This is a genomic window from Bradyrhizobium sp. USDA 4510 (assembly GCF_054059095.1).
Window position 1 is genome coordinate 6,246,817 of the sequence record NZ_JBSSBT010000001.1, and the last position, 26,447, is coordinate 6,273,263.

The following is a 26,447-nucleotide window of genomic DNA, read 5'->3' on the forward strand; positions in this document are numbered from 1 at the left end:
GCTCTACCCATCGCAACCCGTCACGGCGCACGCGTCATCGCTACTTCGCGCCGGCGAACTCGGTCTTGGTCTCGTGGCTGCCGAGGAAAACCAGCAGGCCCGCGGCGAGCGGCAACAGCGACAACACCAACAGGCCGGTCGACGTGCTGCCGGTGGCTTCCTTGACCCAGCCGATCAGATAGGGCCCGCCGAAACCGGCGAGGTTGCCGATCGAGTTGATCAGCGCGATCGCGCCGGCGGCAGCGGTGCCGGAGAGCCAGGCGGTCGGCAGCGTCCAGAACACCGCGAAGGTGCAGAACACGCCGATCGCGGCGACCGTCAGCACCACCATCGTCATGACCGGATCGGTGATGTAGCTGGAGACCGCGAGCGCCAGCGCGGTCAGCAGCAGCGGCGCGCCGACATGGAACACGCGCTCGCGGGTGGCATCGGAACGGCGCGCCCACAGGATCATCGCGACGGTGCCGAATGCGTACGGGATCGCGGTGACGAAGCCGGTCTGCGCGTTGGTCAGACCGAACGCCTTGACGATCTGCGGCAGCCAGAACTGCATGCCGTAGAGCGAGGCGACGAAACCGAAATAGATCGCGCTGAGCGCCAGCACCTTGGGCGAGGACAGCGCCTCGCCCAAGGTGAAATGCTTCGCCGCCTGCTTGGCCGCGACCTCGGCGTCGAGCTTTGCCTTGAGCCACGCCTTCTGCTCGGCCGAGAGCCACTCGGCCTTCTCCGGCCGGTCGGTCAGATAGAACCAGGTGACGATGCCGAGCAGCACCGAGGGAATGCCCTCGATGACGAACAGCCACTGCCAGCCCTTCAAGCCCATCACGCCGTCGAGGCCGAGCAACAGGCCGGAGATCGGCGCGCCGATCACGGTCGAAATCGGCACCGCGAGCGCGAAGGCGGCGAGGAAGCGCGCACGATACTCGGCCGGATACCAGTAGGTCAGATAGAGGATGATGCCGGGGAAGAAGCCGGCCTCGGCGACGCCGAGGAAGAAGCGCAGCGCGTAGAAGCTGTGCTCGTCATAGACCGCCGCCATCAACGCCGAGAGGACGCCCCAGCTCACCATGATGCGGGCGATCCACTTGCTGGCGCCGAACCGCTCCAGCGCCAGATTGCTCGGCACCTCGAAGATGAAATAGCCGATGAAGAAGATGCCGGCGCCGAACGAGAACACCACCGGCGAGAACTTCAACTCGCTGTTCATGGTGAGCGCAGCGAAACCGAGATTGACGCGGTCGAGATAGGAGAAGAAGTAGGCCAGGATCAGGAACGGGATCAGCCGCCAGGAGATCGCGCGGATCGTCGACGTCTCGATCTCGCTGCGGGCGCCGCGATCGGGCGCGATGGTAGCTGTCTGGCTCATGAGCTTTCCCCGGGTGTTGCTTACCGTGAGGATTATTGGCTGGCCCCACATTGAGCAATGGCAAAAACTCATAGCTCACAGCGCAAACGGGAAACCTGTGCGTTTTGTGCACGGCGTCATTGCGAGCGAAGCGAAGCAATCCACTTATCCGCTTGTGGCGCGATTGCTTCGCTGCGCTCGCAATGACGGAGCCACCCTATTCAGCCAGCTGGAAGCGCTCGAAGCGGTCGAGCTCTTCCTCGATGCGCCGCTTCAGCTCCTTGCGTGCCGCCTGCTTCTTGCCGTTGCCGACCCAGCTCCATTTCTGCATCAGGAGCTTCTTGTTCTGCCGGTCGGTCTTGAGGTCGAGGGCGGCGACGACGTCGTCGCCGACCAGCACCGGCAGCGCGAAATAGCCGAACAGGCGCTTCTCCTTCGGCACATAGGCCTCGAAACGGTGGCCATAGCCGAAGAACAGCTCGGTGCGCTTGCGCTGGATGATCAGCGGATCGAACGGCGAGAGGATGTGGACCAGGGTGGGATCACCCTCGCCGGTCGCGTCCAGCACCTCGGGCCGCGCCCAATGCTCCTGCTTGCCGGCGCCATCGAGCGCGATCCGCACCAGCTCCTTGCGGCGCACCCTCGCCTCGATCAGGCTGCGCACCGCCTTCTTGCTCGGCGCGTCGAGATGGCAGATCGAATCCAGGCTGACGATGCCCTGTGAGCGCAGCGCGCGGTCGAGCAGATAGGCCGTCCGGGCCGAGGCCGGGGCCGGCTTCGGCGGCTTGTCCCAGCCGAAGTGCCGGGTCATCAACTCATAGGTCTTCAGCATGCCGGCGCGCTCGCTGATCGTGACCACGCCGCCGTAGAAGGCGAGCTGCAGCGCGCGCTTGGAGGGCTTGCGGCTCTGCCAGAGATGCTCCTTCTCGGTCAGCACGTCGTCATCGATGTCGCGGATCGTCAGCGGACCGGCACGAAGCAGCCGCAGCACCTTGCGCGTATCCGCCGGGGTCACCGACGAGAACCATTTGTGGCCCTCGCGCTTGTGCGCCTTCATCGCCGGCAGGAAGAAGCCGATGTCCTTGGACGGAATGTAGGACAGCGCGTGCGTCCAGTACTCGAACACGCTCTTGTCCCGGCTCTGCGCCTGCTTGAGGTCGGCGCGGCGGTAGTCCGGAATGCGGCTGAACAGGATGTGGTGATGGCAGCGCTCGATCACGTTGATGGTGTCGATCTGCACATAGCCGAGATGATCGACGGCGGCCGCCACCGCTGACGCCCCCTCGCCGAACGGCACCTGGGTATCGAGCCGCTGCGCGCGCAGCCAGATATGGCGGGCCACAGCATTGTTCAACGAAAGGGGTTCGGCGGCGCGGGACATTGCCCCAGCAATGTAGTGAGATTCGCGCAGCTGTGGAGAGCCGCGCGGCGGAAATCAGCTCCGCATCATTCGGAACGGCTACGTCGATCCGACGACCCGCCGCAACCACGGAACGTCCCCGATCGCCGCCGCGAGCGCGGCGCTTTCTCCATGGAAGATGCGGGACGAATGACCGCCGACCGGAAACCAGCCACGGCCATCTTCGACGTCCCGCCGATATTCCTCGAAGCCGATGCTGCCGTCCGGGCGAAGGAAGATATCGACGCAGCGCGAGGCAGCTTCGTCATTGATCGAGCGGAGGACACGATTGACGTTGGCCATGATGTCCTCGCTTCCCGTCTGCCTGCCTGGCGCAAGGCGGGGCGGCACACCCAACCGTGACCCAGATCACATTCCGGGCTTTGAACCGGTCCTATTCTTCCAGCATCAAAACGACAGCAAGCCGGATTGGCTAGCCCGACATTTGAGGACGAAAACCATGACCCGCTCTTTTTCCTTGTCTTTTCTGACGATCGGCGCCGCGCTGTCGATGACGGCGGGCGTCGCACTGGCCGGCAGCGAGGCCGTTCCTGCCGCACAGATTCTCAATGCGCTGAAGCCGAAGTCGGCCACCCGCGGCCTTTCCGCCGGCACGCAGGTCGACCTCGCGGCTTCCGCCAAGGAGGCAAGCTTCCTCAACACCGTCCGCAACCGGCAGACCCGTTCGTTGTCGCGCGTTGAACGCCAGGAGATCGCCGACATCGCGGCGAACAAGCCGAAGATCGATCTGGAGATCCACTTCGACTACAACTCGGCCGACATCAGCAAGGGCTCGACCCAGGCGGTGCAGGAGCTCGGCAAGGCACTGTCCGATGCCAGCATGAAGGGCTCGACCTTCGTCGTCGCCGGCCACACCGACGCGATCGGCGGCGAGGCCTATAACCAGGACCTGTCGGAGCGCCGCGCCGACACCATCAAGAAATTTCTGGTCGAACATTACGGCCTGAACGGCTCGGATCTCGTGACGGTCGGCTACGGAAAGACCCGGCCGAAGGACCCGAGCGCGCCGATGGACCCGACCAATCGACGCGTGCAGGTCGTCAACATGGATACCAAGACCGCCTCGCAGTAATCTCCCGCAGCCCCGATCCGCCTGCCATGCCCGGCAGGCGGATCACTACTTCAAAGACCGTCATATCCAGCCCTGAAACAGCATCAGGCGGTTGAACGTCGCCATCGACGTCTCGATGACAGCGGCCGTGACCGGCAGCATCGCAACAAACCCTACGCATCCAACCGCAACGAACGCCCACAGCAGCCAGCGCGGCGCACCCTTGCGCGTCAAGGCGTAGACCAGCACGAAACTCGCGGTGGTCGCCGCGGGGAGATAGTAATAGATGAAACCGAGCGTGCGCGGCAGCAGCGCCCAGGCGAGATACGGGCCGAGGTAGAACGCCAGCACGAGAAATGCATCACGGCCGCGCCCGACGATCCAGTCGCGCAGCGCAATGATCAGCGCGATCAATGCCGGCCACAGCACCACCGGGTTGCCGAGAAGCACGATCGCGGCGAACCTGTCATCGCCGACCTTCTCGAACAGGTACCAGACCGGGCGCACCAGGAACGGCCAGGACGGCCATGAGCTCATATAGGTGTGGCCCGCGATGGCGGCCGTGGTGTTGTCGGCAAAGATGCGACGCTGCGCCTCCATGATATCCGTGAACGAGAGGCCGTAGAGCGGCACGAAGGTCGCGAGATAGACGGCCGCCGGGATCAGCACGAAGCAGACCATGAAGTGCGGAACACGAAAATCCGGCCACAGCTCCGGCCGGTACCAATCCTCCGCATTGGCGTCGGCAAAGCGCGTGCGCCAGCCCTGCATCAAGCGGATCGCAGCGACGATCGCGATGCAGGTCGCGAGCACGAACAGCCCGCTCCATTTGCAGGCACTGGCAAGCCCCGCGAACAGCCCCGCCAGCGCAAGGGCGAATTGCGGCTGCTGTTGCCTGAAGCCGTGGACGAACGCCGCGATCGCGAACAGGCCGAAAGCGAGCGCGAAAATATCCAGCATCGCGATCCGCGACTGCACGAACAGCATCTGGTTGAAGAAGGCGAGCAGCGCGGCAGCGATCGCGCGTTGCTGCGACGCGAACAGCGCAAGCCCGCCGAGATAGACGCCGACCAGCGCCAGCGCACCGAACAGCGCCGCGGGATAGCGCCATCCCAGCGGCCCATCGCCGAATGCCTTGATCGAGAGGGCGATGATCTCCTTGGCAAGCGGCGGATGCATCGGATTGAGGATCGGGCCCTCGCGCACCGGCAGCAGCATCTGCCGCGCCGCCGGCACGTAATGCACCTCGTCGAAATAGAGCTTGTCCGGCGCCGTGATCCCGAGCAGCAGCACGACATGGGCGACGATGAAGACGATTGCTGCGACGATCGCCGTGCGCGCGGCGGGACGTCGCGGAACAGAAGGAGATTTGGATACGGTGTTCAAAGGGCAAGCATGGTGCGAGGGGAACACAGCTTGTGACAAATATACGATATCAGCTGCATCCGCGATCCGTCGCCACGGTCATGTGACGGAACCATCGATGCCCATACTGTCATGCGCCGCTTCATGCGGGCATCGAGTACGCCGCGGCCTGTCGGCCGAGCACCGAAATCTCTGGAATGCTGGATCGCCCGGTCCCGTCTACGCCAAGGCTTCGACGAGGCCACGAATCCCTGGCTCGCCGAAGCTTTAGCGAAGGCGGCGAGCCGGGCGGTGCCAGCGAAGCCCTGCCTTACGCCGCCGCGTCGCCCTCATAGGCCTGGCGCAGACCTTCGATATCGAGCTTGATCATCCCGAGCACGGCCTGCATCACGCGCGCAGCGCCGCCGGCGTCGGACCCGCCGAGATATTGGCGGACCGCCGCCGGCACGATCTGCCATGCGACGCCATAGCGATCGCGCAGCCAGCCACACTGCTCGGCGGTGCCGCCGGCCGCGAGCAACGCGTCCCACAGGCGATCGACCTCGGCCTGGTCGACACAGTCGATCGCGAACGAGACCGCGTGGGTATGCTCCATCCTCATCCCGCCGTTCAGCGCCATGAAGCGCTGACCGGCGAGCGTGAATTCGACCAGCAGCACCGTGCCGGCCTTTCCGCCGGGGCTGTCGATGACATTCTTCTGGACGGTCTCGATCCGCGAACCGGGCAGCAGCGAGACGTAGAAGTTCGCGGCCTCCTCGGCCTCGCCGTTGAACCACAGGCAGGGAGATACCTTCGACATGCTGAGCTCCTCGTGATGGCGGGATGCGATCAGGCGGTCGCCGCGGCGGACTGCGCCTTCATCGCCGCCTCGACGTCCATCCACATCACTTCCCAGATGTGACCATCGGGATCCTCGAAGCTGCGGCCGTACATGAAGCCGTAATCCTGCTGCGGCGACGGATCGGCGCTGCCGCCCGCGCCCGTTGCCTTGGCGACGTAGCCGTCGACCGCGTCGCGGCTGTCGGCGGACAGGCAGATCAGCACTTCGCTCGTGGTTTTGGTGTCGGCAATTTTCTTCGGGGTGAATTCGCGGAACTTGTCGTGCGTCAGCAGCATGACGTGAATCGTGTCGGAGATCACCATGCAGGAGGCGGTGTGGTCGGAAAATTGCGCGTTCTTGGTCGCGCCGATCGCCTCATAGAAGGCGGTCGCGTGGGCGAGATTGCTGACCGGCAGGTTGACGAAGATCATTGTCGGCTTGGCCATGAAAGGCGCTCCTTTTCGCGGGGTTGTGCCCCGAGGACGAACCGCCTCGCCGCGTCCCGACATCACCGCGCCGATTTTTCTTGCGGCGTCCTGCCGCAGGGTGACGTCAGGTCACAATCGGTGTCGGCATGGTCAGGAATGCCCGCGTCACATGCCAGAACAGCTCCCGATTGGTGGCAAGCGCCACCGAATGGGCGGTGCCGGGCAGGATGATGAACTGCCGATCGCCGTTCGGCAGCTTGTTGAAGAACTCCTCGAGGTCCGGAACCGCGGCGATGCCGTCATATTCGCCGCGAACCAGCAGCACCGGCGCCAGCACCCTCTCCGGATGCACCACCGGCAAATTGGCGGTCATGTCGAGATAGGTGCCGGTCGGGATCTGGTCGCCGAACTGCATCTCGACATCGGCCAGCAGCTCGACCACGGCGGGGTCCGACGTGCCGGGCCTGTCGCGGGTCGCGATCGAGCGGATCATGTCGCGGTCGCGCTTGCGCATGTTGTGGCTGCGGTAATAGGCGAGTTGCTCGGCGCGCTTTGCCAGCGTCGGCGAGCCCTCCCCCTTGTAGGTGAAGGCCGCGAACACCAGCCGGTCGATGCGCTCGGGTGCGGCCATCGCGAATGCGCCGGCCCGCAGCGCGCCCGAGGATTCGCCGACGAAGTGATATCGCTCCTGCCCGGTCTCGCGCGCGATCACCTCGACCGCGGCCTTCAGATCCTCGACGCCGCTCGCGATGTCCGCATTGCCCGACGTGCGGCCGGACTTGCCGTAGTTCTCGTGGTCCATGGTCCAGCAATCGAAGCCGTAGCGGGCAAATGTGTTCAGCAGCGAATACTCGCCCTTGCCCGGCACCGTGAGGTCGAACACCCGCGATGTCACCGACGAGCCGTGGACGAAGAACACCACGGGCCGCGCCGGCTCGCCCGGCTTCGGCGCGCCGATCCGCTTGCGGAACATCCACAAGGGGATGTCATCCTTCTTCGCCCAGTATTCGTTGCTCCATATTTCTCCTTCGGCAGGAACCGCGGTGGCGGCCCGTGCCGACGCTGCGCCGAACACGCCGGCGGCCGTTGCAATGCCGATGCCTTTGATCATGCTGCGCCGCGAATGGTCAGATGACATCATGGTTCGCTCCCTTCCGGATTTCTTCGTCCGATACGGCGCGATCGAGCATAGCAGCGGGCATGTCCGGTTGCGCGACGGGCGCATCTCGCCTCCGCCAATCCGATGCACGATTTTGTGAATGCGTTTTCCGGCAAACGGCGCGGACGACGGGCGGACTTGGTCCTAGTCTCCGCGGCGATCCGACCGGAAAAATCCGGCGAGAAGTGGGAGCGAAGAATGAGCAGCAATCTCACCGACGATGAACTTGCCGCCTTGATGCCCTCCGAACTGTGCCAGCACCAGACGCCGATCCCGACCCAGATCGTCTCCAGCGACGAATTCTATCCCGATCCGCAGAACGAACGTCAGCGCGAGGTCGAGGCGCGGCTGCTCGCGATGGCCGACGATCTCGGCGGCAAGCAGGGCCTCGACCGCCGCAGATTCTTCCAGACCGCGGCCGGCATGGCCGCCTGCTTCGTCGCGATGAACCAGGTCTATGGGGAGCTGTTCGCCGTGACGCCGGCGGAGGCCGCGACACCCGCAATGGCGCAGGAGCGCGCCAACTCCCTCAAAGACCAGTTCATCATGGACATGCACACGCATTTCCTGCGCGACGACACCCGCATCATGGGTTTTGTGGAAATGCGCAAGGCGGTCGGCAAGGCCGGCTGGAACAAGGAGCTCAACGATCACGAGCAGACCATCGAGGATCTCAAGTTCGACAACTACAAGAAGGAGATGTTTCTCGATTCCGACACCAAGATCGCGCTGATCTCCTCGGCGCCGTCGGATATCGAGCAGGACTGGTTCCTGACCAACGAGCAGATGGCCGACGCGCGCAAGAAAATGAACGACGAGGCCGGCTCGCGGCGCGTGTTCTGCCACGCCATCTTCACGCCCGGGCAGCCCGGCTGGCTCGACAAGCTCGACGCCGCATTGGCGCTGAAGCCGGAATCCTGCAAGGGCTACACGATCGGCGACAACACCCACAAGGAGATCAGCCGCTACCCCTGGCGGCTGGACGACGAGAAGGTCGCCTACAAGGGTTATGAGAAGATGGTGAAGGCGGGCATCAAGAACGTCTGCGTCCACAAGGGACTGTTTCCGCCCGGGATAGAGAAGCAGTATCCGAATCTGCGCGGCTTCGCCGACGTTGCCGATGTCGGAAAGGCCGCCAAGGACTGGCCGCAGCTCAACTTCATCATCTACCACTCGGCCTATCGCCATGTCGGCGGCGATCCGAAGGTCGCGCTCGCCGAGTTCGAGCGCACCGGCCGCATCGCCTGGACCTCGGATCTCGCCGACATCCCGGCGCAGTACGGCGTCAACAATGTCTATGGCGACGTCGGACAATTGTTCGCGACCACGCTGGTCGCCGAGCCCAATGTCTGCGCCGCGCTGATGGGTACCTTGATCAAGGGGCTCGGCGCCGACCACGTCTGCTGGGGTACCGATGCGCTGTGGACCGGCGCGCCGCAATGGCAAATCGAGGGCCTGCGGCGGCTGGAGATCCCCGAGATGATGCAGAAGAAGTTCGGCTATGCACCGCTCGGCCCCGCCGACGGGCCGGTGAAGACGGCGATCTTCGGCGACAACAACGCCCGGCTCTACAACATCCAGCCGAAGCGCGCGATGCTCGACCTCAAGGGCGATCGCTTTGCGATGATGAAGGCGCAGTATGAGAAGGCTGGCGTAGAGCCGTCGAACACGCGTTACGGCTATGTGGTGCCGAACGGTGTGATCGATCACCGGGTGTTTGCGTAGGGGTTAGGCCCCGTCATTGCGAGCGCAGCGAAGCAATCCATATCTCTGCTCGGGGACAGATGGATTGCTTCGTCACAGCGCAAAATTGCTTGCAATTTTGTCGCGAGCCCCTCGCAATGACGGAAAAGGTCATCGCCCCGTAAATCTCGGCTTGCGCTTCTCGCTGAACGCCCTGGCGCCTTCCTTGAGGTCGTCGCTGTCCTTGATGGCGTCGAGCTGCCGGCGCACCTCGGCGACCGTCTCCAGCGGCCCCTTCGGCATCGCGTCACGGGCGAGCTTCTTGAGCGCCTGCACCACCAGCGGCGCGTTGCCCGCGATCTTGGCCGCCAGCTCCAGCGCCGCCGCAAGGTGCTGCCCCGGTGGCGTGATGCGGTTAACGAAGCCGATCTGGTAGGCCCGCTCGGCCGACAGCTCCTCGCCGACAAGCAGGAACTCCATCGCGATCTTGTGCGGCATGCGGGCCAGCACCGAGGAGACACCGCCGCCGGTGGTGCCGATCTTGGCTTCCGGATAGACGAACCGCGTCGTCTCCGAGGCGACGCAGATGTCGGCCATCTGCACCAGAACGAAGCCGCCGCCCACCACCCAGCCCGACGTCGCCGCGATCACTGGCTTGTCGAGCTCGACACCGAGCCCGGGCACCGCCTGCCACATATTGGCGGGGAAATCCCGGACGTCGGCGCCGACACAGAAGTACTTCTCCTCGGCCGAAGCCAGCACCGCGACGCGGTCATCGCTGTCGCGAAAGCGCCGCCAGGCTTGCTGCAACTCGTCGCACAGCGCATTGTTGAGCGCGTTGTGCGAGGAGACGCGGTCCATCGTGATGGTCGCGACGTGGTCGGCGCTCTCGTAACGCACGAGCGTCATGCTGGCCTCCTCCCCCGGACTGTCATTCCGGGGCACGCGAAGCGTGAACCGGAATCTCGACGCAAATGTCGCGGCTATTTCTTCTCGTCGGGATGGCGGTGCACCGGGTCGACCCACAGCACGGTCTCCGGCTTCTCGATCGGCTCGATATCGAGGTTGATCGCAACCGCCTCGCCGTCGGAGCGCACCAGCACGCATTCCAGCACCTCGTCGCGGCTGGCATTGATCTCCTGATGCGGCACGTAGGGCGGCACGAAGATGAAATCGCCGGGGCCGGCCTCGGCGGTGAACTGCAGCTTCTCGCCCCAGCGCATCCGCGCCTTGCCCTTCACGACATAGATGATGCTTTCGAGATGGCCGTGATGATGCGCGCCGGTCTTGGCATCCGGCTTGATGCTGACGGTGCCTGCCCACAATTTCTGCGCCCCGACCCGGGCAAAATTGATCGCGGCCTTGCGGTCCATGCCGGCGGTCGACGGCACGTTCGGATCGAGCTGGTTGCCGGGAATCACGCGGACGCCGTCGTGCTTCCAGCGCTCGTCGTCGTGATGGTGATGGTCGTGGGAATGGGTGTGATCGTGGGAACCGCTCATCATTCTTGCTTTCGTTGGCCTGATTTCGTGCGTGGAACGCTAGCGAAAAGCAGCCGCGCAGGCGAGCGGAAAATCGGAACCTCGCCGAATCGGAACATCGCCATGTTCCGGCGCGTTACCTCAGCGTATTCCGAAGGAGTAATTTCATGGGTAGCGCGACCGATAGGATCAAGGGCACGGCCAACGAGGCGATCGGCAGGTTCAAGCGGCGTCTTGGCAAGGTCACCGGCTCTCCGGCGATGCAGGGCCGAGGCGCGATCCTGGAAGCCAAGGGCAAGGGACAGAAGGCACTCGGCGGCATCAAGAGGATTGTCGGCAGGGTGACCTCAGCGGCTCACTGGCCTCGCTGAACGAGAGATGACACGGCCGCCCCATCAAGCCGGCCGATCGAGCATGAACGACGCTGCTCAGCCGCGCGGGCGCGGATGCGCCAGCACATCCGGGTTCACGACATTGGTCGGCGTGCCGGCCGCGTAGGCCAATATCTGGTCGAAGATGTCGGTGAACTGGATTTCGTACTCGTCGCGCGAGACGTAGCCGAGATGCGGCGTGCAGACCACATTGTCCATGTTGAGCAGCGGGTCCGCCGTGTCGCGCAGCGGCTCCTTCTCGTAGACGTCGATCGCGGCCATGCCTGGCCGGCCGGCACGCAACGCATTGACCAGCGCGCCGGGCTCGATCAGCGGCGCGCGGCTGGTGTTGACGATCAGCGCGGTCTGCTTCATCCGCGCGAGGTCTTCCGCCTTGACGATGCCGCGCGTCGCGTCGACCAGCCGCATATGCAGCGACAGCACGTCGCAGCGGGCGAAGAAATCCGCCTTGCTGGCTGATGTCTCATAGCCGTCGGCACGCGCCTTCGCCATCGCCGGCTCGCGCGCCCAGACCAGCACGTTCATGCCGAACGCCTTGCCATAGCCCGCGACCACGGCGCCGATGCGGCCGTAGCCATAGATGCCGAGCGTCTTGCCGCGCAGCGTATGACCGACGCCGATCTGCCACTTGCCGGACTTGAGTGCCGCCATCTGTTGCGGGATCGCGCGCATCGCCGCGAGGATCATGCCCCAGGTGAACTCGGCAGTGGCGTAGGACGGCGTATCGGCATGCTGGCTCGACGACACGATGATGCCGAGCCGCGTGCAGGTGTCGATGTCGATATGCGGATAGACGCTGCGCTGGCTGATCAGCTTCAGCTTCGGCAGACGTTCGAGCAGCGGGGTGCGGATCTGGGTGCGCTCGCGGATCAGGACCAGCGCGTCGGTATCGCGCAGCCGTTCGGCGAGCGCATCGACGTCCTGGACATGATCGTTCCAGATCTTGACGTCATACCCGTCGAGCTTGCGGTAGCAATCGAGGGTGCGCAGCGTGTCGAAATAATCGTCGAGGATCGAAATCTTCATCGCTGCGCCCCTGTTGCTGTGGGCCGGTTACTTGACGCCCATCGGCTTATTTGACGCCAAGCAGTTCGACGTCGAACAACAGCGTGGCGTTCGGCGGGATCACGCCGCCGGCGCCGCGCGCGCCGTAGCCGAGGTTCGGCGGGATGATCAGGGTGCGCTTGCCGCCGACCTTCATGGTGGCGACGCCCTCGTCCCAGCCCTTGATCACGTGACCCTGGCCGATCGGAAACTCGAACGGCTCGTTGCGATCGACGGAGGAGTCGAATTTCTTGCCCTTCTGGCCGTTCTCGTAGAGCCAGCCGGTATAGTGCATGACGCAGGTCTGGCCGGTCTTCGGCGAGGCGCCGGTGCCGACCTTGCTGTCGATGATCTGGAGGCCTGAAGCTGTGGTCATGGGCTTTCCTGCAGTTTGGGCCGTTGCCGACCCGCTGACAACGGACGTGGAGACTGCCGCCGCGAGGCCGGCGAATGCAGTCTTGATGATCGTGCGTCGGGAAGATCGCATCTTGCACCTCTCGTGAAGGACGGCCGTCTCTAGCCCAGTGCGGGTCGAATCCCTAGCCATTTTTCAGTGACCGGCCATGCCGCCGTCGCGGTCCAGCGCAAAATCGCCGATCAATGGCGACGACGCGCCCGCGATGAGATCACCGATCAGTTGCGCCGCCAGATACGAGTAGGTGATGCCGGTGACGGGCTTCCGCGGGGCAGGACTAGCACCATCCCCGCGACAACACCTTGTTTCCGCCGGCCCCTGATCGGCCGCGACAATCAGTAGCCGAGCGCGCAGCCGTCCTTGCGCGGATCGGAGCCGCCGGTCAGCGTCCCCTTGTCCCAATCGATCCAGATGCCCTGCCCGCCGCCGAGCGGCGCGACCACGCTGGTGGTCTTGTGACCGATCTTCTTCAGGCCTTCGACGATCTCCGCCGGCACAGAGTCCTCGAGCTGGTAGACGCCTTCGTAGTGCAGGCCGCGCGGCATATCGATGGCTTCCTGAATGTCGCAGCCATAGTCGAGCATGTTGGTCAGCACACGGGTCTGGCCGACCGGCTGGTACTGCCCGCCCATCACGCCGTACGGCATCAGCGCACGGCCGTTCCTGGTGACCAGCGCCGGGATGATGGTGTGCAGCGGACGCTTGCCCGGTGCGATGCAATTCGGATGTCCGGGCTGGATGCGGAAGCCGCCGGCGCGGTTCTGCAGCAGGACGCCGGTCTTGTTGGAGACGATCGCCGAGCCGAACGAATGCGCGATCGAATTGATGAACGAGCAGACGTTGCGATCCTTGTCGACCACCGTGATGTAGACCGTCGACGGATTCATCGGCGGCGCGACGTTCGGCAGTTCGAGCAGCCGGTCCATCCGGATGTTCTTGATGTGCTCTTCGGCGAATTCCCTGGCGAGGATGCCGGCAACGTCGACATGCACGTGCTGGGGATCGCCGATATGCTGCTCGCGCATCATGTAGGCGATGCGTGCCGCCTCGGCCTCGAGATGGAAGCGCTCGATGCTGAGCGGCTTGAACTTGGTCAGGTCGAAGCGCGACAGGATGTTGAGCATGACCAGCATGGTGATGCCGGGGCCGTTCGGCGGGCACTGCCAGACGTCGTAGCCCTTGTACATCGTGCCGATCGGCGAGGTCGCCTCGGTCGAGTGCGCGGCGAAGTCCTCGAGCGTGTGCAGGCCGCCGATGCCGCGCAGCGTGTCGACCATGTCGGCGGCGATCTCGCCGCTATAGAAGGCGTCGCGGCCCTTTTGCGCGATCGCGCGCAGCGTCTTGCCGAGCTCGGGCTGGCGGATCACGTCGCCGGCAACCGCGGGCCTGCCGTGCGGCAACAGATAGCGCTCGGTGTTGGTGCCGTTCTTCAGCTTCTCGAAGCCGTTCTTCCAGTCGAAGGCGATGCGCGGCGCGACCACGTAGCCCTCTTCGGCGGCCTTGATCGCGGGCTGCAGCAGCCGGTCGAAGCCGAACTTGCCGTGGTCCTTCAGGATCACGTCCCAGGCATCGACCGCGCCGGGAATGCTGACCGCATGTGCCGAGGTCAGCGGCACCGAATGGATCTTGCGCTCGAGATACCAGTCGGCGGTCGCCGCCATCGGCGCCCGGCCGCTGCCGTTATAGGCGGTGATCTTGCCTTCTCCCCGCGGCTGGATCAGCGCGAAGCAGTCGCCGCCGATGCCGGTCGATTGCGGCTCGATGACGCCGAGCAGCGCGCAGGCTGCAACCGCCGCGTCGGCGGCCGTGCCGCCCTCGCGCATCACCTCGATGGCCGCGAGCGCCGCTTCCGGATGCGACGTCGCCACCATCGCGTTCTGGGCGTGGACCGTGGAACGGCCGGCGAAATGGAAATTCCTCATAACGGAGTGCTCGCTTGATCGTGATGGTCTGATGCGGCTGCGGCGGATGATGCCAAGGGAGTACAAAGTACATGGCACACTCATCCCCGGCTGAGCAATGCCTGGCATGCCAGGGGAATTATCCCGACAATGCATGGCTTTGTGGGTTTCGCCGGCCTGGCCGGCCTGATAAACCCCGGCGATGCCCTTCAAGGTCGCCGCCTTCTACCAGTTCGCCGCGCTGCCGGACTTCCGCGCGCTGCGCGAGCCGCTGCGCGCGTTCTGCGCCGCGCTCGATCTCAAGGGCAGCGTGCTGCTCGCCCATGAGGGCATCAACGGCACCATTGCCGGCACCGACCAAGGCATCGATGACTTCGTTGCGGAGCTCAGGCACGGAGCGCTGTTCGGCGGCCGCCTCGACAATCTCGAGCTGAAGTTCTCCGAAGCGGCGCAGATGCCATTCCAGCGGCTCAAGGTGCGGCTGAAAAAGGAGATCGTCACGCTCGGCGACACCACGGTCGATCCGACGCGGCAGGTCGGCACCTATGTCGATGCCGCCGACTGGAACGAGCTGATCGCCGCGCCTGACATCGTGGTACTCGATACCCGCAACGCGTTCGAGGTCGCGATGGGCACGTTCGAAGGCGCGGTGGATCCCAGGATCGCGAGCTTTGGACAATTCAAGGAATTTGCGGCGCGAAACCTCGATCCGGCCAAGCACCGCAGGATTGCGATGTTCTGCACCGGCGGCATCCGCTGCGAGAAGGCCAGCGCCTATCTGCTCGCGCAAGGTTTTGCCGAGGTCTATCACCTCAAGGGCGGCATTCTGAAATATCTCGAGGAAACCCCGCAGCTGGACAGCCGCTGGCGCGGCGACTGTTTTGTGTTCGACGAGCGTGTCGCGCTCGGCCACGGCCTGCGCGAGCGTGCGGGTGCGCGTTCGAGCGACGCGGAGCGCGAGAGTACCCCCTGCGAGGCTGCCGTCCATGAATGACACGGCCAAGCTGAGCGAGCGGATCGATGCGCTGGAGGTTCGCCTGACCTATCAGGACGAGGCCATCGAGACGCTGAACCAGACCATCACGGCACAATGGAAGCAGATCGACGCGCTGACGCGCCAGATCGCCGAGTTGCGCGACCGGCTTCAGGAGGCCGAACGCCAGGCGCCCGGCCCCGCCAACGAACGCCCACCGCACTATTGATCGGTGCCGCCGGACCGCGGCAGCACCAGCTACATGTTGCTCACCTGACGCATCGGCTTCGCGCCGCTGAAGAACAGGCTGGACAACCGCTGCACCATCGCCGTGGCGCGGCTGCCTTCGAGACCAGGGCGAACGCACAGCAGGCGCTTCTGCAACGGAAGCTCCGGAAGATAATAGTCCTTCGCCGAGATCAGCGAGGACGGGATCATCCGCTCGGGGCACGCCGTCAGGCCGTACCCGGCCCGGGCGGCTTCCAGTCGCAGCTGGTGGTTCGGGCTCCTGAACACGATCTTGTACGTGATGTTGTGCTTGGTGAGCGTCCGGATCATCCAGTCGTCACCTGGCCAGGCCAGGATCGGGATCGGGGCGCCCGGCCGCAGCACAAAATCGCGCGATCGCACCCACACCGACCGCTCCTCGGCTTCGGCGGCGATCGTCACCTCGTCTTCGTTCTCCTGCGAAGGGTTGCTGTAGACGAACGCGATGTCGATGTAGCCGTCGATCACCCCCCTGATGACGGCCGGTGACATGTCGGCGTGCAGCAGAACGTCGGCGAGTGCATCGGAGGGATGCAGCTTCAGGAATTCCTCCGCGAGCATCGTGCTGATTCCCAGCCGCAACGGCTGGGGTCCTTCATGATTGCCGCCGAGCCGAAGCAGTTGATCGTTGGCTTCGAGGATGCGCCTCGCCTGCTGCACGGCGACCTTGCCGAGCTCGGTGGTCGTGGTGCCGTTTGCGGTTCTGACGAAGAGTGCGCCACCAATCAGGCTTTGCAGGCGCTTGACCTGCGAACTGATCGCCGGCTGGCTGAGGCCGAGACGCTCCCCGGCTTTCGACAGGCTGCCTGTCTCCGCGATCGCAACGACGGTACGAACGATTTCAGTAGGAATATTCAAATGCTGACGCGGTCTATGCATCGCGAGCCCTCCAGTCTCAGCACGGGACGCAATTCCAATCTCCACAGTATGCCATCAGGCTATACTAACATTTGGTTGCACTTTCGTTTAGCCACAATTACCCGCCAAGGCACTGATATTGCAGGTCATATGTATTGTTACGTGCATTGCTCCGCATATCACGGTATCCAACAACTACATCTCCACACGCTGCAGCACCTCAACCGCACCACACCCCGGGTTTTTGCGGGTATCGCATCAAATATTCTGATCGCCCCATAATGCTTCACTGACCCGATAAGTCTGAATTGCGGCCGCTGATTCGTGAAAGCGTTTTCATAGTTTTCCTTAATCAAAGCCTCGCAACGTGACGTCGTCGTTGGCGTTTCGAGGTGGGTTGCAATGACCAGTTTTTTTCGCTGCCGAAGCGGTGCGTCCGCCGTCGAATTCGCGCTGATGCTGCCGCTGTTTCTTGCCTTCATTTTCGGCATCATCGTCTTCGGCTCGTATCTCGCCATGGTGCATGGCGTTCAGCAACTCGCCGCCGAAGCGGCGCGGTCATCCATCGCGGGAATGACCGACACCGAACGCAACAGCCTCGCGACGAGCTATGTCACCGCCAACGCGTCGACCTATCCATTGCTCGTTCCCGGCAATCTCACGGTCAATGCCGCGCCGTCTCCATCGAATGCCAACGTCTACGTCGTGACGGTCAACTACAACGCGGCCGGCAACTTCATCTACAAGCTGCCCTTCGTCCCCGCCCCGGCGAGCACCATCGTCCGCTCCGCGGCGATTCAGTACGGGGGATTTTAGGATGAGAGGCGTCCTCATGCTGATGCGGCGCTTCGGCGCCGACGAACGAGGAAACTTCGCGATGATCAGCGCCGGCCTGATGACGCTCCTGATCGGGTGCGCCGGGCTCGCCATCGATCTCGGCACGATCTTCGCCGACCGGCGCAAGACGCAGAGCACCGCCGATCTCGCCGCGATCGTCGCCGCCGCCAACCTGAACAATCCGGTCAACGCCGCCACCGCGACGGTTACGCAGAACAAGTACCCGGCCAGTGCGCTGGTCAAGGTCGAGACAGGAACCTACACCGCAAACAGCGCCATCGCGCCGCAGGCCCGTTTCGTGACCCCGGCGGTCGGCACTCCCAACGCCGCGCGGGTCACGCTGAACACCCAGACCCCGCTCTACTTCGCGCGGTACCTCACCGGCGCGAGCAGCTTCACCATCAAGACGACCGCTACCGCGACATCGACCGAAATGGCCTCGTTCGCGATCGGGTCGAGGCTGCTCTCGGTCAACGGCGGCGCGCTCAATGCGCTGCTCGGCTCGATGCTCGGCACCACGCTGTCGCTCTCGGTGATGGACTACAATGCGCTGATCAGCGCCAAGATCGACGCCCTGGACTTCCTGTCGGCACTGGCGACCCGGGTCAACCTGACCGGCGTCACCTATAGCGACCTGCTGAGCAGCAACATCAAGGTCGGCGACATCGTCGCGTCGGCGCTGACCACCCAGCAGATCACCAACGGCGCCAACGCGGCGACCACAGCGCTGTCGACGATCTCCCAGGCCGTCACCGGCTCCACCACCAAGATTTCGCCGGGCACGCTGGTCGACCTCGGTCCCTTCGCCAATCTCACGGCGGGGCAGAAACCCAAGGTCGGCGCCAGCGTTTCGGTGTTCGACCTGATTTCCACGGTGGCCCAGATCGCCAACGGCAACCATCAGATCGCGACCTCGATCAATCTCGGCCTGCCCGGCATCGCCAACGTCTCCGTGATCGCAACGATCGGCGAGCGACCGGTCGGCTCGAGCTGGATCGCGATCGGCACCCAGGGTGTGAGCGTCCACACCGCGCAGACCAGGATCCTGGCGACGATCAATGTGCTCGGCTCCGGCACCGTGTCTGCGATCAATCTCCCGGTCTATGTCGAGGTCGCCTCGAGTACCGCGACACTCAACGCGGTGTCCTGCGGCCACCCCAACATCAACACCTCGCAGGTCACGATCGGCGTGACGCCTGGGATCGTGGATGCATGGATCGGCAACGTCACGATCGCCGACATGACCAACTTCACGACCAAGCCCAATCCGCCGCCGGCGACACTGGTCAACCTTGGTCTCGCCACCGTCACCGGCCTCGCCCATGCCGGCATGGGCAACACCACGCCGACCAATGTCAATTTCAGCTACAGCGACATCCAGTCGGGCACCAAGAAGACGGTGACGACGACCAACTTCCTTTCATCGCTGACAGGAAGTCTGCTCGGCGACCTCTCGCTGACCATCAATCTCGGCCCGCTCGGGCTGCCGATCCCGGGATTGGGGGCGCTCGTCATGAGCATCCTGAACGGCGTGACGAGTTCAGTCGATCAGGTGCTGGCGTCGCTGCTCGCGACGCTCGGCATCGGGCTCGGCCAGGTCGACGTTTGGGTGCTGGGCATCCGCTGCGATGGCGCCGTGCTGGTGAACTAGAGCATGATCCGGAAGAGTACGAAGCGGTTTTCCCTCGCGACAAACGCAAAGCGTTTGCGCGGAGATCATGCTCGAACAAGAAGCGAAAGCGCGACCATCGCGCTTGAGGGGACCGATCGCGACGGGCATCACATCGGGGGTAGGAGACTGCCGTGAGCACAACGATAAGATACAAGACCGACAGCCAACGAACGATCCTGCTGAAGCGCGGGACGATCTTCTTCCGCAACAGCAGTGTCGGATGTCTTGTGCTCAACCTCTCGACCGGCGGCGCGGGGCTCGCCGTGGAAAGCGACGTCGCAATCCCGCTCGCGTTCGACCTCGAGATCGAGAGCGAACCGATCCGGCGGCACTGCATTGTGGCCTGGCGCCTGGAGCGCCGGCTCGGCGTGACCTTCGAATCTGACCGGATGCAGCGCCCCGCAAGCGGCCCCGTCTAGACTATCCCGGCGATCACGGTATGCGGACGGGCCCGGTGCTCCGGGCCATCGCTCCGCGGCGAATAGTTCGCCGCATGTGGAACTCTCTTGGCATCGTGGTTAGCAGGCGCTGGCATACACCAGCTAATTGTCCCGATTGCCGTCGTGCTTTGACGGCGCGGGCTGCGTGGCGCTGACCGGATCGGAGGCCGGGAAGGTATCCTCGAGCCCCTCCTTCAGCCGGGTGCGGGCCTTGCGGTCGGCAGCCTGCGCCTCGTGCGGCTTCTCGGCATGCTTGTCGTGCGGGGCAGGATCGAATTTGTCGGCCATGTCGTCCCTCCATTCGGGGGACAACGCGGCCGCGCAAAGGGGGGTTCCAGAACCGCCTTGGCCCATTGCGCTGCAGCGTGTATCAGGGGCGCAAATTTGACCGTGATCAGGAACTATCCGCGTGCCCCAGGATCCCACCAAGAAGCCGCTCATCGACGTGCTATCGGGCCACCGCCAGGCCGTGCCGCCGCTCTGGATGATGCGGCAGGCCGGCCGCTATCTGCCGGAATATCGCGAGCTGCGCGCCAAGGCCGGCGGCTTCCTCGATCTCTGCTTCACGCCCGAATTCGCCGCCGAGGTCACGCTGCAGCCGATCCGCCGGTTCAACTTCGACGCCGCGATCATCTTCTCCGACATCCTGGTAATCCCCTACGCGCTCGGCCGCTCGGTGCGCTTCGAGGCCGGCGAAGGACCGCGGCTCGATCCGCTGGCAACGCCCGGCGAAATCGCGACGTTGGCAACCGATGCCAACTTCGACACGCTCGAGCCGGTTTTTGAAGCACTGCGCCGCGTCCGTCGCGAACTCGCCCCCGAGATCGCACTGATCGGCTTCTGCGGCGCACCGTGGACGGTTGCGACCTACATGGTGGCCGGACAGGGCACGCCGGACCAGGCACCCGCGCGGATGCTTGCCTACCGCCATCCGGATGCGTTCGCCAAGATCATCGACGTGCTGGTCGAGAACTCGATCCACTATCTCGTCGGCCAGTTGAAGGCCGGTGCCGACTGCCTGCAGATCTTCGACACCTGGGCCGGCGTGCTGCCGCCGCGCGAGTTCGCCCGCTGGGCGATCGAGCCGACCCGGCGCATCGTGGCCGGGGTGCGCAAGCAGGTCCCCGATGCCAGGATCATCGGCTTCCCGCGCGGCGCGGCAGGCATGCTGCCGGCCTATATCGAGCAAACCGGCGTCGATGCGGTCTCGATCGATTGGGCCACCGAGCCGTCGATGATCCGCGAGCGCGTGCAAAGCCGCGTCGCGGTGCAGGGCAATCTCGATCCGCTGGCCCTGATCGCCGGCGGCGCCGCGCTCGACCGCGCGGTGGACGATGTGCTGGAGAACTTCGGCAAGGGGCGGATGATCTTCAATCTCGGGCACGGCATCCTCCCCGAGACGCCGATCGCCCATGTCGAGCAGATGGTCGCACGGGTGCGCGCGTATAAGGGCTGACGTCCAGTCGCCCACTCTATCACCGTCACCGCGCGAAGGCTTCGCCTTTGTCGCTGGAGGAGCGCGCTCTTGCGCGCGTCTCGAAGGGTCGACGGCCCGGAGCTTTCCGAGCCGTCAGACCGGGGCCGTGCATCCTTCGAGACGCGCTACGCGCTCCTCAGAGCCTGACTGAAAAATGGGTGAGTGATCTCAGTGGGGTGTGATTCCATCGGATTTGCAAAGATTCGAGGGAGAGCACGATGCCCTGGACCAAGATCACTCGGGAGCAATATCGGCGGGACGATCTGCGTTATGCAAGCGATATGACCGATGCGGAGTGGGCGGTGATCAGACGCCTGTTGCCGCGAGCGAACCGGCGCGGCCGGCCGCGTAAGACGGAGCTGCGTCGTGTGATCGAAGCGATCCTCTATATCGTTTCGACCGGCTGCCAGTGGCGGGCGTTGCCGCAGGAGTTCTCGCCCTATTCGACGGTGCAGGGCTATTTTTATAGATGGCGGGATACAGGCCGGTGGCAGAGGATTGTCAGCGTGCTTGTCCGACGGGCGCGAAAAAAGCTTGGACGGACACCGAAGCCGACGGCAGCCGTGATCGACAGTCAAAGTGCGCCAACCACGCAAGCTGGCGGACCGCGCGGCTACGATGCAGGCAAGCGCATCTACGGCCGCAAGCGGCACATTGTGACGGATACCAATGGCCTCCTCCTTGGGGTTCATGTTCATCCCGCCAACGTTCAGGACTGCCATGGCGCCGTACCGCTGCTGAAGAACGTGCGGATGAACTTCCCCCGGCTGCGCCACGTCTTTGCCGACCGGATCTACCGCGGAAATCAACTCCTCGACGCGCTCTCAGACTGCGGTCCATGGACTGTCGAGATCGTCGAGCGGCCTCAAGGCGTCAAAGGCTTCCAGCTTCTGCCGAGGCGGTGGGTGGTTGAACGCACATTCGCTTGGTTCGGCAGATGCCGCCGCCTCGCCAAGGACTTCGAGGCGACGGTGGCAACCGAAGCTGCCTGGCTGCTGATTGCACACATCAGGCTCCTGACCCGCAGACTCGCGGCTGCAGCTAAGGTTGAGTGATTTATGAGTCAGACTCTCAGGATGACGGATGGCGTCCTACCTCGCATCCTCCAGGATCATGTCCGACGCTTTCTCCGCGATCATGATCGTCGGCGCATTGGTGTTGCCCGACATCAGGTCCGGCATGACGGACGCATCGACCACGCGCAGACCTTCGATGCCGCGCACCTTGAGCCGCTGGTCGACCACCGCGAGCGGATCGTTGCCCATCCGGCAGGTCGAGGTCGGATGATAGACCGTGCTTCCGGTGCGCCGGCAGAAATCGAGCAGGTCGTCGTCGCTGACCACCTTGGCGCCGGGATCGACCTCGCCCACTGAATAGGATTTCAGCGCCGGTGCCGCCAGGATCTTGCGCAGGATACGGATGCCGTCGATGAAGGCGCGGCGATCGGTCTCGGTCGCCAGATAGTTGATGCGGATTTCCGGCGGCACGCCCGGGTCCGCGCTCCTGATCTTCAGCGAACCGCGGCTCTCCGGACGCAGCTGGCAGACCGAGGCCGTGAAGCCCGAGAACGGATGCAGCTGCTCGCCCATCTTGTCGGTCGAGAACGGCAGGAAGTGGATCTGGATGTCGGGCGAGGCAAGCCGCGGGCTGGTCTTGAAGAACGCGCCCGAGGTGCCGGCGGCGATCGTCAGCGGCCCCTTGCGCAGCGCGGCGTAGCGGAGGCCCGCCATGACGCGGCGCACGGGATGATTGATGACGTCGTTCAGCGTGACGGTCTGCGCGCAGCGCGTGACGATGCGGACCTGCATGTGGTCCTGCAGGTCGTTGCCGACGCCGGGCGCATCGAGCACGATGTCGATGCCGTGCTGCTTCAACAGATCGGCAGGGCCGACGCCGGAGAGCTGCAACAATTGCGGCGAGTTGTACGCACCGCTCGATACCAGCACCTCCCTGCGCGCCTTGGCCTTGCGCAATTGCCCGTTCTGCTTGTAGGCGACGCCGCTCGCGCGCTTGCCGTCGAACAGGATGCGCTGCGCCAGCGCCGAGGTCTCGACATGAAGATTGCCGCGCGTCAACGCCGGCCGCAGATAGGACCGCGCCGTCGAGGCGCGCCGGCCGCGCCGCGTCGTGGTCTGGAAGAAGCCCGCGCCCTCCTGGGTCGCGCCGTTGAAATCCGGATTGGTGGGAATCCCGACCTCGGCTGCGGCATGCACGAAGGCCTCCGACAGCGGATCATGATGCCGCCAATCCGACACCGGCAGCGGGCCGCCGGCGCCGTGATAGGTGTTGGAGCCACGCTGCTGATCTTCCGCCTTCCGGAAATAGGGCAGGACGTCGTCATAGCCCCAGCCGGCATTGCCGCGCTGGCGCCAGCGGTCATAGTCCTCATGCTGGCCGCGCACATAGAGCAGGCCGTTGATCGAGCTGGAGCCGCCAAGCACCTTGCCGCGCGGCTGGAACACCTGCCGCCCGTTCAGGCCCGGCTCGGGCTCGGTTTGGTACATCCAGTTGACGGATTTTTCCTTGAACAGCTTGCCGTAGCCGAGCGGCACATGGATCCAGATGTTGCTGTCCTTCGGGCCGGCCTCGAGCAGCAGCACCGAGTGCTTGCCGTCAGCGCTCAGGCGGTTGGCGAGCACGCAACCGGCCGAGCCGGCACCGACGATGACGTAATCATACTCCGCCGCATCGCTATTGTTGTTCACTGGTTTCCCCCGGAATTTCTTTCTTCCGGTGGTACAGACAAAGCGCAGCCTTGAAAAGACTAGTGCCCTGCGCTGAGGTTCTGGAGCAGTTGCCCGACAAGCATACTGAGCTCGCCGGCATTGCGCGCGGCGCCGAAGACGTAGCGGTCCGGCCGCACGATGACGGCCGCGGAGTCATGCTGCCGCATCCAGTCCGCGAACAAACTGTCGCGTTCGACCACGGTCAGGATATCGCCTCGATCGGCGCTTTCGCCTGATGTGGCGATGACGACGCGCTCGCCCGACAGACGCTGCCAGGCGGCAGCGGACGCATCCGACAGCCACACCATCCGCTCCGCCGCCGTCGTCACGATCGCGAATTCCGGCTGCAGCAGATCGTCGAGCCGGCACGTCCGCCCATCCGGCGCGCGCACATGCGGCTGCACGAACAGCCGCCCGGCAAGCGCGGCATCGCGCGCGATCAGGCCGGAGACGAGATCGGGGATGAATTTCTGCCTGATGGTTTCGGCCTTGCCGGCCTTCAGGTCGGCGCGCAGCCGCATGTCGCGTTCGACGGCGGCCACCGGATCGAGCTCGCCGATGATCTTGCCGAACTCCTTGGCGCTGGCGACGACGGCGCGGACATGCGGCTTGCGCTCGATCTCGTAACTGTCGAGCAGCGCACCGCCCGCGTCGCCGCGAAGAACCAGCCGCAACTTCCAGGCCAGGTTCACCGCATCGCGGATACCGGCGCACAGCCCTTGCCCGAGGAACGGCGGCGTCTGGTGCACGGCATCGCCCATCAGCAGCACGCGGCGGTCGCGCCAGCGCCGGCCGAGCAGCGCGTGAAAGCGATAGACCGCCGAGCGCCAGATCGTCAGGTCGGAGATATCGGTGAAACCCTTGAGCAGCGTCACGACGTTGTCGGGCGCGCCGGCCACCTCGGGGTCCTCGCCGGGCAGCAGCTTGATCTCCCAGCGTCGCAAATTGCGCGGACCCGGCACGAAAGTGCCGGGACGCGACGGCCAGCAATACTGAAAGCTCTTGGCCGGCCGCTTGGCGGGATCGCTGGTCAGCGTGTCCACCACCATCCACCATTCATCGAAGGCGAGGTCGTCGAGGCCGATGCCGAGCTGCTTGCGGACGAAGCTGTTGGCGCCGTCGCAGCCGACCAGATAGCGCGCGCGGATCAAGAACTCCTCGCCGGTCTCGCGGCGTGCCGTCAGCATCACCGCGCCATCGTCCTGCTGCAGCGCCACGCCCGTGGCCGCAAGGAAAATGTCGGCATGCGGATAGTCGGCGAGCTTGTCGCGCAGCGCCTGCTCGACGTCCGGCTGCACGAAGGTCACGTTCGGAATCCAGCCGAGCGGAAACGGCGGCGGCATCGGATCGAAGATCTTGATGATCTCGCCGTCGACGCCGAGATAGTGCGAGCCGTTATGCGGAGCGATCGCCTGTTCCATGAAATCGCCGAGCCCGATCGCCTGCAGCACGCGCAGCGCCTCGTGGTCGAGCGTGATCGCGCGCGGCTTGTCGTAGATGTCGGCAACGCGCTCGACGACCGCAACGCGCAAGCCGGATTTCGCGAGCAGGTTGGCGAAGATGGCACCGACCGGCCCGAGGCCGATGATGGCCACGTCATGGATGGGATAATCGGCTGACAATGACATGCTACTTCGCGAGGTAGCTCTCGAGCGTCAGCGGCTTCGGCTTCACCTCGGGTTCGCGGATCGCGACACCTTCGAACGGCGTCGCCTCCTCGAACCAGGCCTGCCGCGCCGGCAACCCCCACGGGAACGAGATCGTGTGGTCGGACGGATCCCAGCCGACCGGCTCGTTCTCGATGTCCATGATCTGATAGTGGGTGTTGAACAGCTCGACGCGATGCCCGTCGGGATCGCGCATGTAGACATACATCGCGTGTCCCGGCCCATGACGCCCGGGGCCGCGTTCAACCGCCGCGCCATAGCCGAGCTCGCCGGCGACATCGCAGGCGTTGAGCAGATGATGAACTTCGGGCGCGAGAAATGCGAAATGATGCAGCCGCGGTCCGGCGCCGTTGAAGAACACGATGTCGTGCGGATTGCCCTTGCGCTGCAGGAACACGCCGCGCAGGTCGAAGGTATCAGCCGGCGCGATATATTCGCTGAGACGAAACCCTGCCGCGGTGTAGAACTCGCACGCCTTGCGCAGCTCCGGCGTCAGCACCTGGTAGTGATCGAGCCGCAGCGCCGAGCCGCCGGCATGGCGGGTGAATTTGGTGATCATGCGCGGCTCGACCGGCATGGTCGCGCAGAACTCCAGCGGCGTGCCGGCCGGATCGGTCGCGTGCAGGGTGCGGCCCTGATGCGGCACTTCGGCCCAGGCGGCCCGGCATCCCTGCGCTTCGAAGAAGGCCTTGAGCCGGTCGAGGTCATCGTCCTGAAAGACCCGCAGGCCGAGCCGTGCGCAGGCGGCGCCCTCGCCTTTGCGCAACGCAAGGCTGTGATGACAGGCCTCCTCGACGCCGCGGAAATAGAGTGTGCCGCCCTCCTCCGCGGTCAGGATCAGCCCGATCACCTTTTCGTAGAACTGCCGGCTCGCCGCAAGATCACGAACGCTCAGGACGACATGGCTGGCCCGCGTGATATGGAACCCGGGATCGTGGTTCGTCGTCGGGAGGCTCATGCGCACCTTCTGGTTTTTGCCGTTCGCGGGAACCCGACTCATCGCGAAAAACCCGCGGGGGATCAAGC

General features: G+C 64.5%; 27 protein-coding genes. 10 read left to right on the top strand and 17 right to left on the bottom strand.

Going from position 1 to position 26,447, the window contains the following annotated elements:
• Positions 1-40: 40 nt before the first annotated feature.
• The 3 genes from ACVMDN_RS29105 to ACVMDN_RS29115 form a co-directional block, all read right to left on the bottom strand.
• Positions 41-1,366, bottom strand: coding sequence for an MFS transporter (locus ACVMDN_RS29105; protein WP_141340503.1), 1,326 nt, complete (start codon positions 1,364-1,366; stop codon positions 41-43).
• Positions 1,367-1,562: 196 nt separating this feature from the next.
• Positions 1,563-2,726 (bottom strand): winged helix-turn-helix domain-containing protein, encoded by a 1,164-nt coding sequence (locus ACVMDN_RS29110; RefSeq protein ID WP_141340502.1) that lies wholly within the window; start codon positions 2,724-2,726, stop codon positions 1,563-1,565.
• Between the two features lie 78 nt (positions 2,727-2,804).
• Positions 2,805-3,047: a hypothetical protein gene (locus ACVMDN_RS29115; RefSeq protein ID WP_057017018.1), complete on the bottom strand. Its 243-nt coding sequence runs from the start codon at positions 3,045-3,047 to the stop codon at positions 2,805-2,807.
• Between the two features lie 157 nt (positions 3,048-3,204).
• Between ACVMDN_RS29115 and ACVMDN_RS29120 the strand changes: the two genes are divergently transcribed.
• Positions 3,205-3,837, top strand: coding sequence for an OmpA family protein (locus ACVMDN_RS29120; protein WP_057016944.1), 633 nt, complete (start codon positions 3,205-3,207; stop codon positions 3,835-3,837).
• A gap of 60 nt (positions 3,838-3,897) precedes the next feature.
• On the opposite strand, the gene ACVMDN_RS29125 is transcribed toward ACVMDN_RS29120, so the two are convergent.
• From ACVMDN_RS29125 to ACVMDN_RS29140, 4 genes are all read right to left on the bottom strand, one after another.
• Complete coding sequence (locus tag ACVMDN_RS29125) at positions 3,898-5,202, bottom strand: phospholipid carrier-dependent glycosyltransferase (protein WP_141340501.1); 1,305 nt, start codon at positions 5,200-5,202, stop codon at positions 3,898-3,900.
• A gap of 289 nt (positions 5,203-5,491) precedes the next feature.
• On the bottom strand, positions 5,492-5,980 hold the full coding sequence (locus ACVMDN_RS29130) for a VOC family protein (protein ID WP_141340500.1): 489 nt from the start codon (positions 5,978-5,980) through the stop codon (positions 5,492-5,494).
• Between the two features lie 29 nt (positions 5,981-6,009).
• Positions 6,010-6,447 (bottom strand): VOC family protein, encoded by a 438-nt coding sequence (locus ACVMDN_RS29135; protein ID WP_057016942.1) that lies wholly within the window; start codon positions 6,445-6,447, stop codon positions 6,010-6,012.
• A gap of 106 nt (positions 6,448-6,553) precedes the next feature.
• A complete protein-coding gene (locus ACVMDN_RS29140; protein WP_141340499.1) occupies positions 6,554-7,570 on the bottom strand; it encodes an alpha/beta hydrolase in 1,017 nt (338 codons plus the stop codon).
• A gap of 216 nt (positions 7,571-7,786) precedes the next feature.
• Between ACVMDN_RS29140 and ACVMDN_RS29145 the strand changes: the two genes are divergently transcribed.
• On the top strand, positions 7,787-9,313 hold the full coding sequence (locus ACVMDN_RS29145) for an amidohydrolase family protein (protein WP_141340498.1): 1,527 nt from the start codon (positions 7,787-7,789) through the stop codon (positions 9,311-9,313).
• 129 nt (positions 9,314-9,442) lie between these two features.
• Here the strand turns inward: ACVMDN_RS29145 and ACVMDN_RS29150 are convergent, their stop codons facing one another.
• Together ACVMDN_RS29150 and ACVMDN_RS29155 are read right to left on the bottom strand one after the other, a co-directional pair.
• Positions 9,443-10,180, bottom strand: a complete 738-nt coding sequence (locus tag ACVMDN_RS29150; protein WP_141340497.1) for an enoyl-CoA hydratase/isomerase family protein — start codon at positions 10,178-10,180, stop codon at positions 9,443-9,445.
• Between the two features lie 74 nt (positions 10,181-10,254).
• Entirely contained in the window at positions 10,255-10,773 is a 519-nt protein-coding gene (locus tag ACVMDN_RS29155; protein ID WP_028338582.1) for a cupin domain-containing protein, read from the bottom strand.
• 146 nt (positions 10,774-10,919) lie between these two features.
• Between ACVMDN_RS29155 and ACVMDN_RS29160 the strand changes: the two genes are divergently transcribed.
• Positions 10,920-11,123: a CsbD family protein gene (locus tag ACVMDN_RS29160; RefSeq protein WP_057016940.1), complete on the top strand. Its 204-nt coding sequence runs from the start codon at positions 10,920-10,922 to the stop codon at positions 11,121-11,123.
• A 57-nt stretch (positions 11,124-11,180) separates the two neighbouring features.
• Here the strand turns inward: ACVMDN_RS29160 and ACVMDN_RS29165 are convergent, their stop codons facing one another.
• The 3 genes from ACVMDN_RS29165 to ggt form a co-directional block, all read right to left on the bottom strand.
• Entirely contained in the window at positions 11,181-12,170 is a 990-nt protein-coding gene (locus ACVMDN_RS29165) for a D-2-hydroxyacid dehydrogenase family protein (RefSeq protein ID WP_253638810.1), read from the bottom strand.
• A 46-nt stretch (positions 12,171-12,216) separates the two neighbouring features.
• Positions 12,217-12,675: an FKBP-type peptidyl-prolyl cis-trans isomerase gene (locus ACVMDN_RS29170; RefSeq protein ID WP_246786590.1), complete on the bottom strand. Its 459-nt coding sequence runs from the start codon at positions 12,673-12,675 to the stop codon at positions 12,217-12,219.
• 263 nt (positions 12,676-12,938) lie between these two features.
• Positions 12,939-14,525 carry a gamma-glutamyltransferase gene (gene ggt / locus ACVMDN_RS29175; protein ID WP_076826098.1) on the bottom strand — a complete coding sequence of 529 codons (1,587 nt, stop codon included), beginning with the start codon at positions 14,523-14,525 and terminating at the stop codon, positions 12,939-12,941.
• Positions 14,526-14,706: 181 nt separating this feature from the next.
• Here ggt and trhO point away from each other — a divergent pair, with 181 nt between their 5' ends.
• Positions 14,707-15,498 carry an oxygen-dependent tRNA uridine(34) hydroxylase TrhO gene (gene trhO, locus ACVMDN_RS29180; protein WP_141340496.1) on the top strand — a complete coding sequence of 264 codons (792 nt, stop codon included), beginning with the start codon at positions 14,707-14,709 and terminating at the stop codon, positions 15,496-15,498.
• On the top strand, positions 15,491-15,706 hold the full coding sequence (locus ACVMDN_RS29185) for a SlyX family protein (RefSeq protein ID WP_028333247.1): 216 nt from the start codon (positions 15,491-15,493) through the stop codon (positions 15,704-15,706). Before trhO ends, ACVMDN_RS29185 begins: the two co-directional genes overlap by 8 nt.
• Positions 15,707-15,735: 29 nt before the next feature.
• Here the strand turns inward: ACVMDN_RS29185 and ACVMDN_RS29190 are convergent, their stop codons facing one another.
• Entirely contained in the window at positions 15,736-16,623 is an 888-nt protein-coding gene (locus ACVMDN_RS29190; RefSeq protein WP_229189553.1) for a LysR family transcriptional regulator, read from the bottom strand.
• A gap of 381 nt (positions 16,624-17,004) precedes the next feature.
• On the opposite strand from ACVMDN_RS29190, the gene ACVMDN_RS29195 reads away from it, so the two are divergent.
• The 3 genes from ACVMDN_RS29195 (at position 17,005) to ACVMDN_RS29205 (ending at position 19,530) form a co-directional block, all read left to right on the top strand.
• Entirely contained in the window at positions 17,005-17,418 is a 414-nt protein-coding gene (locus ACVMDN_RS29195) for a TadE/TadG family type IV pilus assembly protein (RefSeq protein WP_057016934.1), read from the top strand.
• Between the two features lies 1 nt (position 17,419).
• Positions 17,420-19,090: a pilus assembly protein TadG-related protein gene (locus tag ACVMDN_RS29200; protein ID WP_141340495.1), complete on the top strand. Its 1,671-nt coding sequence runs from the start codon at positions 17,420-17,422 to the stop codon at positions 19,088-19,090.
• Positions 19,091-19,242: 152 nt separating this feature from the next.
• Positions 19,243-19,530, top strand: coding sequence for a PilZ domain-containing protein (locus tag ACVMDN_RS29205; protein ID WP_229189556.1), 288 nt, complete (start codon positions 19,243-19,245; stop codon positions 19,528-19,530).
• Between the two features lie 123 nt (positions 19,531-19,653).
• On the opposite strand, the gene ACVMDN_RS29210 is transcribed toward ACVMDN_RS29205, so the two are convergent.
• Positions 19,654-19,839, bottom strand: coding sequence for a hypothetical protein (locus ACVMDN_RS29210; protein WP_028333252.1), 186 nt, complete (start codon positions 19,837-19,839; stop codon positions 19,654-19,656).
• A 121-nt stretch (positions 19,840-19,960) separates the two neighbouring features.
• Between ACVMDN_RS29210 and hemE the strand changes: the two genes are divergently transcribed.
• Positions 19,961-21,007, top strand: a complete 1,047-nt coding sequence (gene hemE, locus ACVMDN_RS29215) for a uroporphyrinogen decarboxylase (RefSeq protein ID WP_057016932.1) — start codon at positions 19,961-19,963, stop codon at positions 21,005-21,007.
• A 239-nt stretch (positions 21,008-21,246) separates the two neighbouring features.
• Positions 21,247-22,083, top strand: a complete 837-nt coding sequence (locus tag ACVMDN_RS29220) for an IS5 family transposase (protein ID WP_456814840.1) — start codon at positions 21,247-21,249, stop codon at positions 22,081-22,083.
• Between the two features lie 36 nt (positions 22,084-22,119).
• Here the strand turns inward: ACVMDN_RS29220 and ACVMDN_RS29225 are convergent, their stop codons facing one another.
• The 3 genes from ACVMDN_RS29225 to ACVMDN_RS29235 are packed head-to-tail and all read right to left on the bottom strand — an operon-like array spanning position 22,120 to position 26,379.
• A complete protein-coding gene (locus tag ACVMDN_RS29225; protein WP_076826091.1) occupies positions 22,120-23,733 on the bottom strand; it encodes a GMC family oxidoreductase in 1,614 nt (537 codons plus the stop codon).
• Positions 23,734-23,792: 59 nt separating this feature from the next.
• Positions 23,793-25,382 (bottom strand): bifunctional 3-(3-hydroxy-phenyl)propionate/3-hydroxycinnamic acid hydroxylase MhpA, encoded by a 1,590-nt coding sequence (gene mhpA, locus ACVMDN_RS29230; RefSeq protein WP_141340763.1) that lies wholly within the window; start codon positions 25,380-25,382, stop codon positions 23,793-23,795.
• A 1-nt stretch (position 25,383) separates the two neighbouring features.
• Complete coding sequence (locus tag ACVMDN_RS29235) at positions 25,384-26,379, bottom strand: VOC family protein (RefSeq protein ID WP_246786743.1); 996 nt, start codon at positions 26,377-26,379, stop codon at positions 25,384-25,386.
• Positions 26,380-26,447 lie beyond the last annotated feature (68 nt).

Coding starts and splice junctions, on each gene's coding strand:
- ACVMDN_RS29140 (WP_141340499.1), bottom strand. CDS start 7,570: ATGATGTCATCTGACCATTCGCGGCGCAGCATGATCAAAGGCATCGGC.
- ACVMDN_RS29170 (WP_246786590.1), bottom strand. CDS start 12,675: ATGCGATCTTCCCGACGCACGATCATCAAGACTGCATTCGCCGGCCTC.
- ACVMDN_RS29210 (WP_028333252.1), bottom strand. CDS start 19,839: ATGGCCGACAAATTCGATCCTGCCCCGCACGACAAGCATGCCGAGAAG.
- ACVMDN_RS29145 (WP_141340498.1), top strand. CDS start 7,787: ATGAGCAGCAATCTCACCGACGATGAACTTGCCGCCTTGATGCCCTCC.
- ACVMDN_RS29165 (WP_253638810.1), bottom strand. CDS start 12,170: ATGAAGATTTCGATCCTCGACGATTATTTCGACACGCTGCGCACCCTC.
- ACVMDN_RS29235 (WP_246786743.1), bottom strand. CDS start 26,379: ATGAGCCTCCCGACGACGAACCACGATCCCGGGTTCCATATCACGCGG.
- ACVMDN_RS29120 (WP_057016944.1), top strand. CDS start 3,205: ATGACCCGCTCTTTTTCCTTGTCTTTTCTGACGATCGGCGCCGCGCTG.
- ACVMDN_RS29195 (WP_057016934.1), top strand. CDS start 17,005: ATGACCAGTTTTTTTCGCTGCCGAAGCGGTGCGTCCGCCGTCGAATTC.
- ACVMDN_RS29160 (WP_057016940.1), top strand. CDS start 10,920: ATGGGTAGCGCGACCGATAGGATCAAGGGCACGGCCAACGAGGCGATC.
- ACVMDN_RS29135 (WP_057016942.1), bottom strand. CDS start 6,447: ATGGCCAAGCCGACAATGATCTTCGTCAACCTGCCGGTCAGCAATCTC.
- ACVMDN_RS29220 (WP_456814840.1), top strand. CDS start 21,247: ATGCCCTGGACCAAGATCACTCGGGAGCAATATCGGCGGGACGATCTG.
- mhpA (WP_141340763.1), bottom strand. CDS start 25,382: ATGTCATTGTCAGCCGATTATCCCATCCATGACGTGGCCATCATCGGC.
- ACVMDN_RS29155 (WP_028338582.1), bottom strand. CDS start 10,773: ATGAGCGGTTCCCACGATCACACCCATTCCCACGACCATCACCATCAC.
- ggt (WP_076826098.1), bottom strand. CDS start 14,525: ATGAGGAATTTCCATTTCGCCGGCCGTTCCACGGTCCACGCCCAGAAC.
- ACVMDN_RS29190 (WP_229189553.1), bottom strand. CDS start 16,623: ATGCATAGACCGCGTCAGCATTTGAATATTCCTACTGAAATCGTTCGT.
- ACVMDN_RS29130 (WP_141340500.1), bottom strand. CDS start 5,980: ATGTCGAAGGTATCTCCCTGCCTGTGGTTCAACGGCGAGGCCGAGGAG.
- ACVMDN_RS29150 (WP_141340497.1), bottom strand. CDS start 10,180: ATGACGCTCGTGCGTTACGAGAGCGCCGACCACGTCGCGACCATCACG.
- ACVMDN_RS29200 (WP_141340495.1), top strand. CDS start 17,420: ATGAGAGGCGTCCTCATGCTGATGCGGCGCTTCGGCGCCGACGAACGA.
- ACVMDN_RS29110 (WP_141340502.1), bottom strand. CDS start 2,726: ATGTCCCGCGCCGCCGAACCCCTTTCGTTGAACAATGCTGTGGCCCGC.
- trhO (WP_141340496.1), top strand. CDS start 14,707: ATGCCCTTCAAGGTCGCCGCCTTCTACCAGTTCGCCGCGCTGCCGGAC.
- ACVMDN_RS29185 (WP_028333247.1), top strand. CDS start 15,491: ATGAATGACACGGCCAAGCTGAGCGAGCGGATCGATGCGCTGGAGGTT.
- ACVMDN_RS29115 (WP_057017018.1), bottom strand. CDS start 3,047: ATGGCCAACGTCAATCGTGTCCTCCGCTCGATCAATGACGAAGCTGCC.
- ACVMDN_RS29105 (WP_141340503.1), bottom strand. CDS start 1,366: ATGAGCCAGACAGCTACCATCGCGCCCGATCGCGGCGCCCGCAGCGAG.